This is a genomic window from Pseudomonas kitaguniensis, assembly GCF_009296165.1.
Lineage (GTDB): Bacteria > Pseudomonadota > Gammaproteobacteria > Pseudomonadales > Pseudomonadaceae > Aquipseudomonas > Aquipseudomonas kitaguniensis.
The window spans coordinates 1-17,652 of record NZ_VUAZ01000007.1; the positions used below are offsets into that span (position 1 = coordinate 1).

At 59.9% G+C, this 17,652-nt stretch carries 12 protein-coding genes and 1 pseudogene; all 13 read right to left on the bottom strand.

Annotated features, from left to right (window positions below):
- Positions 1-400: 400 nt before the first annotated feature.
- The 13 genes and pseudogenes from F0169_RS01440 to F0169_RS01500 all read right to left on the bottom strand — a co-directional run bounded on the left by F0169_RS01440 (position 401) and on the right by F0169_RS01500 (position 16,946).
- On the bottom strand, positions 401-1,852 hold the full coding sequence (locus F0169_RS01440) for a mannose-1-phosphate guanylyltransferase/mannose-6-phosphate isomerase (protein ID WP_122250900.1): 1,452 nt from the start codon (positions 1,850-1,852) through the stop codon (positions 401-403).
- 171 nt (positions 1,853-2,023) lie between these two features.
- On the bottom strand, positions 2,024-2,677 hold the full coding sequence (locus F0169_RS01445) for an alginate O-acetyltransferase AlgF (protein WP_058412017.1): 654 nt from the start codon (positions 2,675-2,677) through the stop codon (positions 2,024-2,026).
- A 16-nt stretch (positions 2,678-2,693) separates the two neighbouring features.
- On the bottom strand, positions 2,694-3,878 hold the full coding sequence (locus tag F0169_RS01450; RefSeq protein WP_152745239.1) for an alginate O-acetyltransferase: 1,185 nt from the start codon (positions 3,876-3,878) through the stop codon (positions 2,694-2,696).
- 10 nt (positions 3,879-3,888) lie between these two features.
- Positions 3,889-5,421: an MBOAT family O-acyltransferase gene (locus F0169_RS01455; protein WP_152745240.1), complete on the bottom strand. Its 1,533-nt coding sequence runs from the start codon at positions 5,419-5,421 to the stop codon at positions 3,889-3,891.
- A gap of 228 nt (positions 5,422-5,649) precedes the next feature.
- On the bottom strand, positions 5,650-6,759 hold the full coding sequence (locus tag F0169_RS01460; protein ID WP_082648995.1) for a mannuronate-specific alginate lyase: 1,110 nt from the start codon (positions 6,757-6,759) through the stop codon (positions 5,650-5,652).
- A gap of 8 nt (positions 6,760-6,767) precedes the next feature.
- The gene (locus F0169_RS28120) at positions 6,768-7,970 is read right to left on the bottom strand and encodes an alginate O-acetyltransferase (protein WP_341869078.1); all 1,203 of its coding nucleotides are present in this window, start codon (positions 7,968-7,970) and stop codon (positions 6,768-6,770) included.
- Positions 7,862-8,224 carry an alginate O-acetyltransferase AlgX-related protein gene (locus F0169_RS27635; protein ID WP_341869076.1) on the bottom strand — a complete coding sequence of 121 codons (363 nt, stop codon included), beginning with the start codon at positions 8,222-8,224 and terminating at the stop codon, positions 7,862-7,864. Before F0169_RS27635 ends, F0169_RS28120 begins: the two co-directional genes overlap by 109 nt.
- A 2-nt stretch (positions 8,225-8,226) precedes the next feature.
- Positions 8,227-9,817 (bottom strand): annotated as a pseudogene (gene algG / locus F0169_RS01470) (mannuronan 5-epimerase AlgG).
- The gene (locus F0169_RS01475; RefSeq protein WP_152745241.1) at positions 9,817-11,304 is read right to left on the bottom strand and encodes an alginate export family protein; all 1,488 of its coding nucleotides are present in this window, start codon (positions 11,302-11,304) and stop codon (positions 9,817-9,819) included. Before F0169_RS01475 ends, algG begins: the two are co-directional and overlap by 1 nt.
- Complete coding sequence (gene algK / locus F0169_RS01480; RefSeq protein ID WP_425274269.1) at positions 11,301-12,824, bottom strand: alginate biosynthesis TPR repeat lipoprotein AlgK; 1,524 nt, start codon at positions 12,822-12,824, stop codon at positions 11,301-11,303. Before algK ends, F0169_RS01475 begins: the two co-directional genes overlap by 4 nt.
- Positions 12,825-12,832: 8 nt before the next feature.
- Positions 12,833-13,999: an alginate biosynthesis protein Alg44 gene (locus F0169_RS01485; RefSeq protein ID WP_058412011.1), complete on the bottom strand. Its 1,167-nt coding sequence runs from the start codon at positions 13,997-13,999 to the stop codon at positions 12,833-12,835.
- Between the two features lie 35 nt (positions 14,000-14,034).
- Entirely contained in the window at positions 14,035-15,516 is a 1,482-nt protein-coding gene (alg8, locus tag F0169_RS01495; RefSeq protein ID WP_058412010.1) for a mannuronan synthase, read from the bottom strand.
- A gap of 113 nt (positions 15,517-15,629) precedes the next feature.
- The gene (locus F0169_RS01500) at positions 15,630-16,946 is read right to left on the bottom strand and encodes a nucleotide sugar dehydrogenase (protein WP_058412009.1); all 1,317 of its coding nucleotides are present in this window, start codon (positions 16,944-16,946) and stop codon (positions 15,630-15,632) included.
- Positions 16,947-17,652 lie beyond the last annotated feature (706 nt).

The following is a 17,652-nucleotide window of genomic DNA, read 5'->3' on the forward strand; positions in this document are numbered from 1 at the left end:
TCCCACAGTTGGACCGGGTGCAGCCTTGGAACAGGGTCAAACTTTGAGGGTTTGTCCCTCCCACAGTTGGACCGGGTGCAGCTTTGAAACAGGTTCAAACTTTGAGGGCTTGCCCCTCCCACAGTTGGACCGGGTGCAGCTTTGGAACAGGTTCAAACTTTGAGGGCTTGCCCTTCCCACAGTTGGACCGGGTGCAGCTTTGGAACAGGGTCAAACTTTGAGGGCTTGCCCTTCCCGCAGTTGGACCGGGTATAGCTTTGGAACACGGTCAAACTGTGGGAGCGGGCTTGCTCGCGATGAGGCCCTCAAAACCCCTGCAAAACCCAAAAAAAAGCCCCCACCCAGCCCACTGCGGATAGGGGACGCAATGGGCTGAATGAGGGCTTCTTGTACGACTGCTTTATTGCGCGATAGTTTTCACCGACACGCCACGTTCTATCGGCGTGGAGCGCCCGTAAATATCTTCAAAACGCTCGATGTCGTCTTCGCCCAGGTAGCTGCCCGATTGCACTTCGATGATCTCCAGCGGGATCTTGCCCGGGTTGCGCAGGCGGTGCACCGAGGCGATCGGGATGTAGGTGCTCTGGTTTTCGCAGAGCAGGAACACGTTCTCGTCACAGGTGACTTCGGCAGTGCCGCTGACCACAATCCAGTGCTCGGCGCGGTGGTGGTGCATCTGCAGCGACAGGCACGCGCCCGGTTTGACCGAGATGTGCTTGACCTGGAAACGCCCGCCCATGTCCACCGAGTCGTACGAGCCCCACGGGCGGTAAACTTCGCAGTGGTTCTGGGTTTCGTTGCGGCCCTGCTCGTTGAGGGTCGACACCATCTGCTTGACGCCCTGAACCTTGTCCTTGTGGGCAATCATCATCGCGTCCTTGGTTTCCACCACCACGATGTTGTCCAGGCCGATCACCGACACCAGTTTGCCGTTGCCGTGGATCATGCAATTGCGGCTGTCCTGGATCACCACGTCGCCTTTGCTGACGTTACCGTTGACGTCTTTATCGTTGACCGCCCACAGCGACGCCCAGCAACCGACGTCGCTCCAGCCTGCACTCAGCGGCACCACGCAGGCGCGCTGGGTTTTTTCCATCACGGCGTAGTCGATGGAGTTGTCCGGGCAGCAAGCGAAAGTCGCTTCGTCGAAGGTGATGGTGTCGGCATCCTGCTCGCTGCGTTCCAGGGTCAGTACGCAAGTGTCGTAGATGTCCGGCTCGTGCTTTTTCAGCTCTTCAAGGAAGCGGCTGGCGCGGAACAGGAACATGCCGCTGTTCCAGAAATAGCCGCCGCTTTTGACGAACTCGATGGCGCGTTTTTCATTCGGTTTTTCAACAAACTGCTCAACCCGGCTGACGCCTTCGGGCAGCAGCGAATCGTTGCTCGACTTGATGTAGCCGTAACCGGTTTCAGGGCGGGTCGCCGGCACGCCGAACAGCACCATTTCGCCACGCTCGGCCGCTACAGTGGCCAGCGCCAGTGCGCGTTGCAGGGCTTTCTGGTCGTCCAGCACGTGGTCGGCAGGCAGCACCAACATCAGTTCGTCGCGGCCTTCGTTAACCAGCATCATCGCGGTCAGGGCCACGGCCGGCGCGGTGTTGCGGCCGAACGGTTCCATCAGGATGCGCTGGGCTTCGAGCTTGCGGGCGCTCAGTTGCTCGTTGACGATAAAGCGGTGGTCCTTGTTGCACACCACGATCGGGGTGTCCATGCCTTCGAACACCAGGCGCTCCAGAGTTTGCTGGAACAGCGTGTGCTCGCCGGTCAGGGCCAGGAATTGCTTCGGGAACTGTTTACGCGAAAGCGGCCAAAGACGTGAGCCACTACCACCGGAAAGGATTACTGGGATCATGTGTTTCTCCTTGAAACGATATGAGTCAGAGCTACGAAGGTTTGTCGTTTCACTCTTGTATTTGTCTCGGTCCTTGTGGGAGCTGGCTTGCCTGCGATGCAGGCGACTCGGTCTGTCAGTGACACCGAGGTGATGCCATCGCGGGCAAGCCCGGCTCCCACAGGGAAATAATCAGCGGGTCGACACGGGGCGTTTTACCCAGACTGGCGAGATGCTCGAACCCGAGCCGGTCACATACAGCACCGCCGCTTCACCACGTTCCAACGCAACCGGCTTCACATCGCCGACTTTCTTGTCACCGTCGTACAACGCCAGGCTGACCTTCACCGGGTTGATTTCGCGTTCGCCACGGCCTTTGGCAGCCACGGACTTGACCACGTCGGTTTTGCCGTCGGCGGTTTTCAGGGTCAGCGCCTTGTCACTCAGGTTTTGCACGCGCACCAGGGATTTTTGCTTGTTCTTGAACGGCGGTTCTTCGATCAACTGTGGCTGGCCACTGCCGTTATTCACCAGCGTGTAGTAATGGTCGGCGGCGAGTTTGACCGGCACGGTCTGGCTGCCCAGCTTGGCGCTGTAGTCACCGCCCGGCATAAAGCTGAAGTCGCTGCTGGCCAACGGTGCCACTTCGCTCAGGTTGGTGCTGCCAACGGTGGCGCTGACTTCCTGGTTGCTAGCGTTGTACACGCGCACGAAGCTTGAGCCTTTGGGGGCGACAGGGCCGTACAGGGCGGCGTCGCCGGCGAAGGCGGACATTGAAGCAACGCTGATACCGGCAGCCAGGGCCAGAGTCTTGGCGAGACGACGAGGAGTTGTAGTGAAAGTCATGTGAGTTACCTCTCTTTCAGTTTTGCGCCCGGTCGGGCGTCTCGGATTTTTGCTGGTTAATTGGGGTGTTGCTTGCCATGTTCTGGTGACGTGAACCGGCTTGTTTAAGCTGTGCAACCCACTGCGGGTCGGCATCGCCGATTTCGTTGTCCACCGGCAGATAACGTTCAGGAAACTCCCAGATCAGCACCTGTGGCGGGCTGTTCTTGAAGTCGTCGCTGTTCAGGTAGCTGAGCATCGGCAGGATCGGCCCGTGGCCGTCTTCGGAGTAGTTGATAACGTCGCTGTGCAAGGCTTGCTTGAGCGCGCCGACGAAGTTCCAGTTGGGGTTGGCGCTGTAGCTGGTGCCCACCAGTGCCACCGGGGTTTCGCTGTCGCTGAACAGCGCTTCGTCGCCTTTGTTTTCGGCCAGGTGCGTGACGCGTTTTTGCAGCGGCTCTTTGGGCGGCATCAGGTTTTCAAACAGCGGGTCCAGCGGCAGGAACAACCGCAGGTCGCCCTTGTGTGGCTCGGTTTTCTCGGCTTCGGTGACGAAGCGCTGCGGCGCGCCGCTGAGCGGGGTTTTGTCGGCAATGGTTTTAGCCAACTGCTTGGCGGCGATTTCGGCGCCGTCAGGCGTCCAGTGGGTGTCGGTGCGCAGGAACACTTGCGTGCCGCCCAGCTTGGCCTGTTGCAACGGGCCGAGCAGGTCGGGGGCGATGATCTTGTCGGCCGCCACGCGGGCGTGGAAGTCCTGGTACAGGTTGGCGTGGATGCTCGCCGGTTTTACTTCGCCCAAGTGCTCCGGGTACAGGCGCACCTTGGCCGGCACAATCGCCATCACCAGTTGAATACCTTTGGCCTTGAGCGTCTGGCGCACGCCTTCGACCAGCGCGTAATTGCCCTCAAGGTTCTGGTCTTCATTGACGGCGGGGTTGAACTCCTCGTCGCTGTACAACCAGTGATCGCGGCCCAGCACCACGCCGGCGCGGCCTTCATTGAACAGCTTGTAGTCCAGCGCGGCCCAGAGGTTGGTGCCCAGGCGTTTGATCGGGAACGCGTCGTCGTAGTGCGTCTCGACGGCTTTGCTCCAGCGCCCGTTGAGCACCGTCGCGTCGGCGTTGGTGCTGAAACCCATGAAGCTGCGCAGCGACCAGGCGCCCAGCGCCAACAGCACCAGCATGAACAGGCTGACATAGAGCACGCGTAATGAACGAGTCATGGCAGGCCCCTCAGAATTGGAAGTAAAGGAACGGCGAGAAACTCTGCGCCGACAGTTTCAGAATCGAGGCCACGAACAGCAGCAGCACCGCCGCGCGCATTGCGTAGCGTGGCCAGTCAGCCGCCCAGTAGGCCGGTTGCACGGTGGCGTCTGTGCCCACCGTGAAACCTGGCTGGTGGATGCTGCCGGGGTTGTCGCCCGGCACCGCCTTGATCAGGCTCGGGTCGGCCGGTTTGCGCTTCTCGGCAGGGCGGTTGGTGTAGAAATCGCGCAGGCCGAAGAACGCCAATGTGGCGTACGCCACCACCAGAGTCGCGACTTGCAGGCCGGTGAGGTTGGCGCGGTTGAGTTCCGACAGCGACCACTCGCCAAAGCTGAACATCGCGCCGTACATGCGGCCGGCGACGTGCAGGTTTTCGGAGCGGAAGATTACCCAGCCCATCACCACCAGCAGGAAGGTGAAGGCCCAGCGCACCACGTTGAAGCTGCGCGGCGCGGTGTTCAGGCCGATGGCTTTTTCAATCGCCAGCCACATGCCGTGCCAGGCACCCCAGACGATGTAGGTGATGTTCGCACCGTGCCACAAACCGCCGAGCAGCATGGTCAGGAACAGGTTGCGGTAAGTGGTGAGCGTGCCTTTACGGTTGCCGCCCAGCGTGATGTACAGGTAGTCCCGCAACCAGGTCGACAGGCTGATGTGCCAGCGGCGCCAGAACTCGGTGATCGACTGGCTGATGTACGGCTGTTTGAAGTTTTCCATGAAGCGAAAACCCATCATCAAGCCCAAACCGATGGCCATGTCGCTGTAGCCGGAGAAGTCGAAGTAGAGCTGCGCGGTGTACGCCAGCGCGCCGAGCCAGGCGTCACCGGTGGTGGGGTTTTGCAGGGCAAAGCAGTGGTCGGCGACCACCGCCAGGGTGTCGGCGATAAATACCTTCTTGATGAAACCCTGCATGAACCGCGTGCAGCCCTCGGAGAACTTGTCGAGGGTGTGCGTGCGGTTGTTGAACTGGTCGGCCAGGTCGCGAAAGCGCAACACAGGGCCGGCGATCAAGTGCGGGAAAATCGCCACGAACGCCGCAAAGTCGATGAGGTTGCGGGTGGCCGGGGTGTCGCCGCGGTACACGTCGATGATGTAGCTGATGGACTCGAAGATGTAGAACGAGATACCGATCGGCAACAGCACGTGGGTGAGAATAAACGGCTCAAGGCCTGCCGACTTCATCATCAGGTTGATGCTGTCGACACCGAAGTTGGCGTACTTGAAGTAGCCGAGGATGCACAGGTCGACCGCCACGCCCAGCAGCAGCCAGCGCTGCGCCGGCTTGGTGCGCACGCCGGCCGCACCGACCTTGAGGCCGATCCAGTAATTCCACAGCGTGACGGCGGCGAACAGCGCCAAAAAGTCCACTCGCCACCAGGCGTAGAACACGTAGCTGGCAATCAGCAGCAGCAGGTTGCGATAGCGTTGCCCGCTTAAATAGTACAAGCCGAGAAAGATCGGCAAGAACAAAAACAGGAACACATTGGACGAGAAAACCATCCCGATCTCTCCATGTTTAACCAACAGTCAAGGGCCGCAGCCCCCCCAAACCCCCCCACGATTTCGCGGGAGGGCGGTACAACATTTCCACTGACAAAACCGGTTCAAGCGGTGGGAGGTGGCTTGCTCCCGATAGCGGTGTGGCATTCAACACAGAGGGCGACTGTTACACCGTCATCGGGAGCAAGCCCCCTCCCACATTTGAACCCGGTTTCGTCCGCTGGATTTTCAGCTGCCTTTGTTGCCCTTCTCGTGCGTCGGGTCGTAGACCTTGGTCAGGTCACCCCCAAGCCGGAAGGTCTTGAACGGTTGCATCGCGTGCTTGCGTTCGATCACGTCCGGGGCGCAGGTGTAGAGGGTGCAGAAGGGTTCCAGCCAGGCAAATTTCATGTCTTGCTTGAGGTCCTTCATGTCCTGCTCTTTGCCGTTCTTCTGCTCGAAAATTTCCGGGTCTTTCACCCCGGCCAGCACTTTTTCGCCGAGGCGTTTGAGCGCGCTGTTGTTTTCCTGGCGCAAATCAACACCGTTGACCAGCGCGAAACTGGCGATCATCGACAGCGGCGGCAGGGCGTAGTTGTGGTACGACAAAGCGCGTTGCTGACGCTTCAATTCGTTCGGCAAAAAGCCCTGGGCGTCGACCTGGTTGGCGCCGACCTTGTATTCCTTCACCGCCCAGTCAAACAGGTCGCGGCGGTTGGTGGCGACGGACGTGGCCATCACCGACCAGGCGGCCCAGTAAGAGTGGTTGTTGGTTTTTTCCAGCGGCAGGTTGTCCCAGTCGCTGACCACCTGATCCGCCATTTTGCTGAACCAGCCCTCGATCAACTGCGACTCTTGCTGGTGGTTGGCCAGCGGGTGGGAGTCGGAGAACTTCAGGCGTACATAGGCCGAGGCCATGCTGCCCAAGGCCCATTTGCGCATGGACTTGCCGGTGTGGTTGAAGTCTTTGGACATCAACGCATCCGCCTTGGCCCAACTGGTCAGCCAGTTCAAGGTGCATTCCAGTTGCTCCGGGCGGCCGTCGCGCATGAACTGCATCACGCGCTTGCTGGTGTCTTTTTCCAGCGTGGTGATGTCGGCGGTGCTGTCGCGAAAGGCTTTTTCGGATTGCACGTTCAGGGTCGAGCGCGCCTTGTCGGAGCCTTCGTACTTGCTGCGAAATTGCAGCGAGCCGGTGTAGGGCGCGGGCATGGCGCCGCAGTCATTCTTGAAATCACCGGTCTTGAACGCCTCGATCGGGGCCATATAGCCCTGTGGCGGACGCAGTGGGGCGGCGGCGTTAACGGAGCCGGCGAAGATCGCCATGCCCAGCAGCGTTGGAATCAATAACTTCTGCATAGGTAACCTCATTGCCCAAGTTGAGCGGTCTGTTGACCACGGCTCGGGAATACGTTGCGTGTGCAAATTTTCGCTTCAACCTTCTGCGCGGCCTGGCCCGCTTCCGGGCCTTGCACTTCCACGGCCAGCAAGTTCTGCGAGGCCCAGTCTTCATCAGTGCGCAGTTCGAAGGCGAAACGCCCGTCTGTATCGGATGTTTCGGGTTTTTCGATTTTGATGTCCTCGTGGCGACCGTTCATGTACCAGAGGGTGGCTTGCAGGGTTTTCACCGACGGGTCGGCGAAGCGGATGTCTACCTGGTGACTGCTGTTACGCAGGTCTTTGTTCGAACTGTTAACCAGCAATTCGTTCTTGCCGGGTTTAAGCGTGGTGCTGGCGCTCATCTGCGCGGTTTTGCCTTCGCAGCCGTTGTCGAGCAGCGACATCATCTGGCGGTAGATGGTCTCTTGGTCGAGGCGATACAGCGGCGAGAATTCCCAGATCAGAATTTTCGGCGGGCTTTTCTGGAACTCCTCGCTGCCCAGGTACTGGATCATCGAGCCCTCAAGGCCACCGCCAGGGAAGGCCACGTTGAGGATGTCGGCACCGATTTCCTGTTCAAGAAAGCCGGCGAAGTTGTAGTTCTTGCCGCTGTGGCTGGTCCCGACCAACGTGATCTGCGGGTTGCCCGTATCACCGAACAGGTCGCCATCACCGGCCTCGCCCTTGGGCTCGGTGGTGAACTGGTCCATGTACTGGATGGCGTAGCTGGTGCCGCAGAGTTGCCCGGCCATGTTGTGCAGGGTGCCGGTCTTGCCCATGCGCCCGGAGCGTTTGGTTTCGAACTCACGTTGGGGGATGTCGGCAAATTCAGGCATCGCACGCACTTTGGCGCCGACGATTTTTGCCGTGCGCTGGGCGCCGTAGGGTGTCCAGTGTTGGTCGCCACGGAAGTAAAAATCGTGCGCGGGCAATTCGTCCGGCAGTTGCTCGTTGGTCAACGGCGAGAGGTCCGGCACCACGTAGCCCATCTTGGCGAAACGCCCGAGCATGGTCTTGTAGTTGCCCAGCGCCTTGTCGAAATCGAACGAGGCTTTTTCTTCCGGGTTGAGCTTGTTGCGGTTCACCAGGCCACGGGTCGCTGGTAGACCACGACCAGTTCGACACCCTTGGCCTTGAACGCGTCGTGCAGTTGTTGCATGCGCTTGTAGCCGGCGGGGCTGGTGTCGAATTCGGTGCGCAAGTCTTCTTGGGTACGGAACAGCCAATCGCCTTGCGCTTGCACCAGCGTGGTGAAGTTCTGCTGGTAACGCGTGGTGTAGTTCTTCGCGTCGTGCGCTGCCGGGCACAGGCTGCAGCATGGTTCGGCGCTGAAGGTCGGCGCCTTCACATCGTCGGCGCGTACACCTTGGCTGGCCGCCAGCAGGCCGAGAGTCAAGCCCGAAAGGCTGAGCAGTTTGATCATGTGTGGGTGCATAAGGGTCATCCTCAGTCCTGCATTTCGGTCTGGCGTTCGACAGGGTCGATCAGCACGGCTTTCTGCTGGCGCACCAGCAGGTCGAGAATTTCTTCCTGGCGATCACCAAGAATGCCGGAGAAGCTGATGCCGCTGGTTTTGCTCGGCGCCAGCATCGACACGCGGTACAGCTCGATGCTCAGCGGCGAATCAATCGACAGCGGCCCGCTGCCGTTCACCCGCCAGCTCACCGCCGACCACGATCAGCGACACTTTGGCGTCGAACGGGTCGAGCGCGATGTCGCGGTCGGTGTCGGTCAAGTCTTTGATGTGGCCGTACACGCCGGTCAAGCCGTTGGCCATCGAGGTGTTTTCGTACAGGCGAATGTTCACGCTGTTACGCACCCGAATGCCGTGGCGACGGTTGGCGATCACCTTGTTGCCCCACAGCAAGTTGTCACCGCTCTCATAGAGCGTGATGCCGTCGGTGTGGTTGCGGTAGAACTCGTTGTCGACGACGAGGTTATTCACGCTGTTACGGTCGAGTACCAGGCCCGAGAGCTTGTTGTCGTAGCTGCGGTTGTTGAAGATGAAACTGTCGTTCACCTCCCGGGAAATGATGATGCCGTGCTTCTTTTTCGTGCCGTACACGGTGTTGTCCGCGATGATCAGGCCGTGCGAACGGTCGTGCGGGTCAATGCCGTAGACGATGTTGTCTTTGTAGGTGTTGCCCTTAAGCACAAAGCCTGTGGTCTCGTAGCAGTAGAAGCCGTACCACATGTCCGAGAACTCGGAATCAATGATCCAGCCGGTCGGCTCGGCTCGTTTGAGCACCTTGGCCATGTTCGGCGTGTACTGGGAGATACTCACCCCGTACGACTTGCTGTTGGCGTAGCCGAAGCTGGCCATTTTGGTCTTGGAAATGTAGGTCTCGGTGCCGCCCCAGGCCAACAGGAACGGGCGAAATTCCTTGGGCGACTGGAAGGTCGCCGGGCCATTGGTTTTTTCGTTCCAGCCGGTGATTTTGGTGTCACGCACAAACAACTGGCCGTCGTTGATCAGGAACGCGCCGGCTTGCTGGGACAGGCGCAGCTCTTGGGTCTTGTTGTCGATGTCGAGGATGCCTTTGCGCCCGACCACGATCGGCAACTTGGCCAAAAACACCCCCGGCGAGGTTTCGCTGAGGTACTGCTTGGGCACTTTGCCGAGCAGGTCCTTGAGGTTCAGGTAGCCGTCGTCGACAAAGATCGCCTGGGGAATGCCGTGCTGGCGCACCACCCATTCAGCCATCTTGTTGTCGCCGCCGATAAAGTCCTTGAGCGCGTCTTCCTGCATCATGCGGCGGATGCTGACTTTGCCCACTTTGGTGCGCACAATCTTCTTTTCCATCGCTGCCGCGGTGTAGCCCGACAGGTCCGGCAGGCTTGGTTTGGCCATTTCCAGCGGCGCCGTCGGCGGGCTGGAAATGGTGTAGGTCTTGGCCTGTTGCAGCTCTTTGGCGATGGTCGGCGCCTTCACCGCCGCACCGTCGGCAAAGGCCGAAGTGCTGGCCAGCAGCATCGCCGCGACCAACAGGCTGACCGAGCCTTTGAGGGCTTGAGGGTTCATCGCGCAGGCTCCCATCAGAATTTCCAGACCACGTCGACAAACGCGCGGTGCATGTAGGAGTCGACGCCGCTGCCATACGCATCGCCCGGCTTGAACACGCCGGCACGCAAGCGCACCAGCGCCGACGGTTCGTCGACCGACTGGCTGAGCGCGGCTGGCAGCAGGCCTTTTTTGAAGTACTTGGTGACGACCAGGTCCATCTCTTGGCCTAAGTCTTTTTTGCCGTCTTCAAGCGGCAAAGACGTGCTGGAGAGGATCGCGCCGGTCACGTCATCGGTGTTGTTTTGCACCGCGTCCACACCGTTGCTGCCCACCGGCTTGTTGCCGTCCACGCGCCAGAACTTGTGGTACACCAGGCTTGCGTCGTAGTCCTCGCGCAACTGCCAGGACCCGAACAGGCTCATCGACTGCATGTTGTTCATTTCGCCGCGAAACGCTTCGCCGAAGCGGTGCACGCGCGATTGCGTGCCGGTCCAGTTCGAACGGTTGCTTTGCAGGCCGTTCTGCTCATATTCGGCGCTGGCGCGTGAATAGGCCGCGCCGACTTGCCACTGCGGGTCGAGGCGCAAGCGCACGCCGAGGTCGGTGGCCCAGCCACTCACATCATCGCTGCGCTTGGCGTTTGTCGGGCGGCTGCCGTCGGCGTTCAAGGCGTTGACCGTGTCGCGGTCGCCGCGCATGCCGGTGACGCTGGCCCAGTAGTTAACGGTATTGGTGTTGCGCCAGTTATAGGCGTCGCTGTTGGCTTCGATGCCGAGCCATGTCAGGTCGCCGTTTTCGCGCTTGTCCAACGGGTCGCTGGCCACGCCCGGTTCGGCATAGTCGAGCTTGCCGTCGTCATGCGTGTGGTGGCCGCGCAGGCCGACCCAGTTGCCCGGCGCCCACTGGTAAGCGGCGTCTGCGTAGAAGTGCTGACGGTCTTTATCGACCGGCGACAGTTCTTTGAGGTCGGTGCGGTATTCGCTGAAACGCTCGGCCGCGCCGACATTCGCCTTGAGCAGCGTGGTGTCGAAGGTCCAGTTGAGTGCTTCGATATTGGTGTCGCGCCATTGGCCGTCGTCGTTGCGCAGGCGTTGGCGACCCAGTTTGAGGATTTCGCCGGGGTAGGGCGTGAAGCCGCTGTAGCCAACCCAGAACTCGCGCAGGGCCAAGTAGTTTTTCTTGGTTTTGCGGTCGTCGTTGCTCGATTGCTCGGTGCTGTCATCGGAGGACTGTTGCAGGGTGTCGGTCTCGATGATGTCGCTGGAGGCTACCGCCTGGCCCATCGCGTAGGCGCTCCACGCGCCGCTCTCGCCGTAGACCCACGGGCGCAGGTCGAGGCCGATGCCGTTAACGTCGCCGCCTTTTTGCGTGCCGAGGTCGCGGTCATCTTCGGACTGCCCGGTGATTTTTACGTCGACGCCGAAGTTCTTGGTTTCGGTCAGCGCAGCCAGGGTCGGGCACGACCACAGCAGGGCAAAGGTCAGGCCGATACCGGCCTTGACGAATGGGTTGAGCTTCATAGGGATTCCTCGCCGTCTTCTTCTTGCAGGGCATGCAGTTGCAGCGTGTTCTGGGCCAGGCTGCCGCGCGCGGCCAGTTCCTGTTGCACCAGGCGTTGGCCTTCGGCGCGTTGCTCAGGCGTCAGCGGGGCTTCGAGTTGCGTGGCCAGCTCATTCGCCTCTGGCGTGTCCTGGGCTTTAGCCAATTGGCTAAAGACATAGGCGTTCAATGGGTTGGGCTGGGTGCCCTTGCCTTGGGAAAACAACTGCGCGATGGCGAAGTCGGCGCTGTTCTGGCCGTTGCGTGCAGCGGTCAGCAAGTGGTCGAGGGCTTTTTGCGAATAGACCTTGCCCAAGTAGCCACGGCGGTAGATCTGGCCGAGGTAATAATCGGCGGCGACTTCCTTGCCCACGGCTTTTTCGAAATGCGCTTCGGCCGCTTTGGCATCTGCCGGCACCCACTTGCCTTCGAAGTAGAGTTTGCCCAGCACCAGCTCGGCGCGCGGCTGGTCGGCGGCGCGGCCGTTGTCCAGGTACTTCATCATCTGGTCGACGTCGCCCAGTTCCGGGAAGTCGTAGAGCAGTTGCGCCAGGCTGACCCAGGACGCCGGGTAGCCAGGGGCGATTTTTTCGAGCAGCGCCTGCGCGGTTTTTTCGTCGGTTTTGCCCAAGCTGGTATCACCCAATACACGCGCCACGCTGTCGACGCGTTGTGCGGTGACGGTGCCACGGCTGTAGCCGGCTTCCATCTGCTTGAGCAGTTCGGCTTGTTTTTCCGGCTCGGCTTTTTTCTGGTAGACCGTGGCCAGCTCGACGTAGCAGATGTCGGTGCTGTTCAGCGCGGCCTTGCAGATGCGCTCCACGTCATCCAGGTGCTGGTCGTAGGTGCCCTGAGTGCGATAGAGCAGCACTTGGGCCAGACCGGCTTCCGGGTAACCCGCTGCCTGCCATTGACTGATTTGCTGCTGGGCATTCACGTTCGGGAAGCTGTGCGGGTATTGCAGGTAGAGCATTGCCAGCGGGATCAGGGTATTGCCTTCGCCATTGGCAAAAGCTTTTTTCAGCAAGCCCTCGGCTTCGTGCTGCTCGGCCTCGGTGGCGCCCGGTTTGGCCACCAACAGGCGGCCCAGGCGTGCCTGTGCACGCGGCGAAGTATCGGCGGCCGCGCGGTAAGTGGCTTCGGCCTGCTTGATCTGCGCCGGGTCGCGGGTGCCGACCTGAATGTCGGCGAGGCCGACTTGGGCGTCGCTGTAGCCGAGGTTGGCGAGCTGCTGGTAATTCTGCTGCGCGGTCACCGTGTCGCCACGCTTCAAGGCTTCATTGGCCAGGCGCTGGTCGGGCAGGCCGGCGCAACCGGCGAGGCTGACGGCCAAGGCCAGCGCGCAGTACGCCGCGGCGAAGTGCGAGCGGCTCCGTGTGGGCGCTGGCTTGCCTGCGATGGCATCACCTCGGTGCATCTGAAAAACCGGGTCGCCTGCATCGCGGGCAAGCCCGGCTCCCACAGGGGGCAGTGCTATGGTTGAAATAGGGTTCACAGGCATGTCCTCGCTTACAGACCGTGAGCCATGGCTTTGTTGATCAGCCAGTTCAGGGACGGGCCACGGTCGCTGGTGACTTCTACCGGGCGACCGGCGTAGGTGCTGTCCAGCGGCGCATCGGGCTTGATCTGCACACGGATGTCGGAAGACAAGTCGGCGCTGTTCAGGCTGGTGCTGCTGACGATGGTGCCGGTGCGGGTCTGTTCTTCGTCGGCCACCTGGAAGTTAACCTGCGTGCCGGGGCGCACGTCGCCGAACTGGCGATAGGTGAAGCGTGCTTCAACCGTGGCCTGGCTGCCGCGTGGCACCAGTTGGAAGATTGCATCGCCCTTGCTGGCGTATTGGCCGTCGGCGACCAATTGTTGAGCGACCACGCAATCGCACGGCGAGGTCAGGGTGCCGGTCATTTGCTTGCCGAACAGTTCTTCAACCTTGGCCGGTTGCAGTTGGTCTTCGTCCAGATGGCCCTTGAGCACATCGAGCATGCTGGTGCTGAACGTGGCGAGTGGTGCGCCTTTGGCCGCTACCGAGTCACCTTTGAGCAGGCTTTGCACGGTGCCGTCGCGCGGCATGGTCACGTTTATGCCGGGTACGCTGACCAGGCCCGCCTGGGCGTGGCTGACGAAGTACATGCCGTACACCGATTTGAACACGAAACCGAACGCCGCCAGGCCCACCAAAAAGATCGCCAGGCTGAAGGTCACGGCGCGCAGGCGCCCGAACGCGGTCATGCCGCTGCCGCCATCCTTGACCTTGCGCGCCTTGGTGAAGTTGTCACGTTGCAGGGTGGCAAGCACGTCGCCCATCGACACGATGTCACCCGACAAATGCGAGGTGATCAAGTGGCGCAGGGTCGAGATGTCTTGCTGTTCGAGGTTCTGGAACTGGCAGCCGGTGCGGCCGTCCTGGCGGTTGTAAGAGCGAATCTGCAGCTCTACGTCCATCGCCAGGCCGAGGTTGTCGATGACGAATTGCAGGCGGCCCTTGTGCACTTCACCCACGGTCAACGGCTGGGTGGCGGTGAACGCCAGGCCGCCGGCGGAGAGGTCGATGACCCGCGCTTCGGTCGCTTTGCCGTCATTGCCGAAAAAGCGCAACTTGGCGGGGATTTTGACCCGCGCATGTTGGCGCTGGGCTTCGGATTCGTGGACTACGTTGGCGTTTACTTGGCTGTTCATCAGGGCATTCCTTAAGTTAATTCAGGCTTGGCAGGTCAGACCATCATCAGCAACACGGCAACAAAAATGCTGCCGGCGGAGAAGGTCATGGTCCGAGACGACCAGGTGTTGAACCAACGTTGAAAGCTGGCCAAATCGCGGGTCAGTTTGGTGTCCTGGCGGGTCCAGGACTGTTGATCAAGGCGGAAGAACACGTAGATTTTCACCAGTGCGCCCATGATCTGGTTGTAATACAGAATCACCGGGTACGCCGGGCCGATCGTGTGGCCGGAGCACGACAGCAACAGGGTCAGAATCAGGCGGGTGATGCCGATCCACAGCAGGTACGCGAGGATGAAGGCGCCGCCGTATTTGAAGGTGGCGATGATCGCCACGGTCAGGCCGAGCAGCGAGGTCCACATCGACACGCGCTGGTCGAACAGCACGATGCTGGTGAACACACCGAGGCGGCGAACACCCAGGCCGAGGGCGCGGGAGTTCTGGCGCAGGTTGTTGCCGTACCAGCGAAACATCAGTTTGCGGCTGGCCTTGATAAAGCTCTTTTCCGGCGGGTGTTCCACGGTGTTGATCGCGGCGTCCGGCACGTAGAAGGTGTCGTAGCCGAGGCGCATCAAGCTGAACCAGCTGGACTTGTCATCGCCGGTCAAAAACTTGAAGCGGCCCAGGCGCCAGTGTTGCAGCGAGTCGCTTTCCACGTCGGCGATAAAACCCGGGTCGGTGACCACGCTGGCACGGAACACCGACATGCGCCCGGTCATGGTCAGCACGCGTTTGGACAAGGCCATGGAGCACATGTTGATGTGGCGTTGGGCGAAGCGCAGCTTGTGCCATTCGCTCATGATGTAGCCGCCGCGCACTTCGCAGAACTCGTTGGTGGTCAGGCCGCCGACATTGCCGAACAGCTGGAACCACGGCACGGTTTTGCGCACCACGCCTTCGGCGAGCACGGTATCGCCGTCGATCACCGCAACCACCGCGCGGTCATCCGGCAGGTGGCGGGAGATGGCGCGGAAACCGAAGGCCAGGCCATCGCGCTTGCCGGTGCCGGCGATACGCACGAAGTCGAGCTTCACGTGTTCCGGCGGGTTCATGCGTTCCCACAAGCTCTTCACCAGCAGCTCATCGGACATTTCCACCAGCGAGCAGACCACGGTGGTGGGGAAGCCGCATTCGATGGCTTCGCGAATCACCGAGCTGTAGACCTGCGCGGTGGTCAACGCATCAATCCTGAAGCTGGTGACCATCAGGAACACATGCGAGGGGTCGGCGGCCTTGCCCAGCTTGCGCACTTTGCGCCGCAAGTGGGGGTAGACCACGTACAGGAACAGCATGCCGCGAAAGAAGTGCGTAGCACCCATCGAGTAGCGCCAGATACCCACGGCGCCAATCAGGAAGATAAAATTCTTCGACTCGGCGTCGAACGTACTCGCCGGCAACAGCAAGGCGAGTCCCATCAGCAGGCTCAAAAACAATAGCCAGCCTGCCGACTGTAAAAGTAGGTGTTTTAACTTGGACATGAGCGTCATCCGAAGGTGGTGAAAGCGGCTAGTTACAAGCCGCAAGCCGCAAGCTGCAATTGGCGGTGCTTTTACTCGCAGCTTGCAGCTCGAAACTTGCCGCTGCTCTTCCGTTACCAGCAAATGCCTTCGGTGCGGCCAGTCACGCTGGTGGCCTTGGACATGAAGCCCACCAGGTCGACCACTTGCTTGCCGTGCGGTGCGTTATGCGCCAGGGCACGGAATTTCTCGTCGCGGTTGCCAAGGATGATCACGTCGGAGTTGTTGATCACGGCGTCGAAGTCCGAGTTGAGCAGGGACGACACGTGCGGGATCTTGCCTTCGATGTAGTCTTTGTTCGCGCCGTGCACGCGGGCATATTCGACGTTGCTGTCGTAGATGCTCAGGTCGTAACCCTTGCCAATGAGCATTTCCGCCAGCTCGACCAATGGGCTTTCGCGCAGGTCATCGGTGCCGGCCTTGAAGCTCAGGCCCAGCAGCGCGACTTTGCGTTTGTCGTGGCTTTCGACGATGTCGAAGGCGTTCTGCACTTGCGACTCGTTGCTGCGCATCAGCGAGTTGAGCAGCGGCGCTTCCACGTCCAGCGAACCTGCGCGGTAGGTCAGGGCACGCACGTCTTTTGGCAGGCACGAGCCGCCGAACGCAAAGCCTGGGCGCATGTAGTACTGGGACAGGTTGAGGGTTTTGTCCTGGCAGACCACTTCCATCACTTCGCGACCATCGACGCCGACCGCTTTGGCGATGTTGCCGATCTCGTTGGCGAAGGTGACTTTGGTGGCGTGCCACACGTTGCAGGTGTACTTGATCATTTCGGCGACCGCGATGTCCTTGCGGATGATCGGTGCGTCGAGTTCCTCGTACAGCGACTGCAAGACATCGCCGGAGGCTTTGTCGAACTCGCCGATGACGGTCATTGGCGGCAGGTCGTAGTCGGCGATGGCGGTGGATTCACGCAGGAATTCCGGGTTGACCGCAACGCCGAAGTCGACACCGGCTTTTTTGCCGGAGCAGTCTTCGAGGATCGGGATCACCACATTGGCCACGGTGCCGGGCAGCACGGTGCTGCGCACTACCACGGTGTGGCGGGTGGTTTTGTCACGCAGCACAAAACCGATCTCGCGGCACACCGCTTCGATGTAATCGAGTTCCAGGTCGCCGTTTTTCTTGCTCGGCGTACCGACGCAAATCATCGACAGGTCAGTATCACGGATCGCGTCGGCGAAGTTGGTAGTGCCACGCAGTCGACCGGTTTCGATACCTTGGCTCAACAGTTCGCCCAAACCCGGTTCAACGATGGGCGATTTGCCTGCATTGATCAGGTCGATCTTATCCTTTGAGATGTCCACGCCGACCACTTCATGGCCCCGTGCAGACAGGCAACCGGCACAGACTGCGCCAACGTAACCCAAACCAAATATGCTGATGCGCATCGCATTTACCTCAATATTAATCATGCCAATTAGATGGCCGGAGTTCATGTTTGCAAACGTCACTGTTATCGCGAAGTTAGGCGAATAGACGCCTACTTACTGCGAAACGGCAGGTTAAATAACGAGTGACTAACAATGGCACTCAAGTTGTGCGCAACGTGGCCTTGTAATTGGGGCTTGCCCTGGAATGCAGCCAGTCTTCATGGGAGAAGGGCCTGACGCCAGTGCCGCAGGGTATTGATAAAGGTTATAAGCCTTTTATTATCAATGCCTTGGGTTGTCCCACTGACACATTCAGGTAAGCTCGGCCTTGGCCTTATAGTGTGTGGCAAATCATCCTTGTCGCCGCTCTTAACTATTCAATGGACAGGTGACCTGTGAGTCAAAGTTTAGCCGTGGCAACTTTGCTACTTCCGCTGGTCTTCAGGTAAGCCTTCTCTTACAGCAACAGAGAATTTCGCTACCGGTGGTATGAGCGGCGGTTCAGGATGAAGTTCCTGGCCACTCATCCTGTTTGCGTAAATTTCTTGAAATATTAGAAAAGATGGCACTGGTATTATATTGATAGTACCGTCTACTTGAACCCGTAGTTATAGGGAGTTGATGCGAAGAGATGGTTTTGTGCCACTACTGTTTTGAACATCCGGTGCCACTACGAAAAAAAATGAGAATTGTCGAATGAAATTTTTTTCATAAAGACGTACGG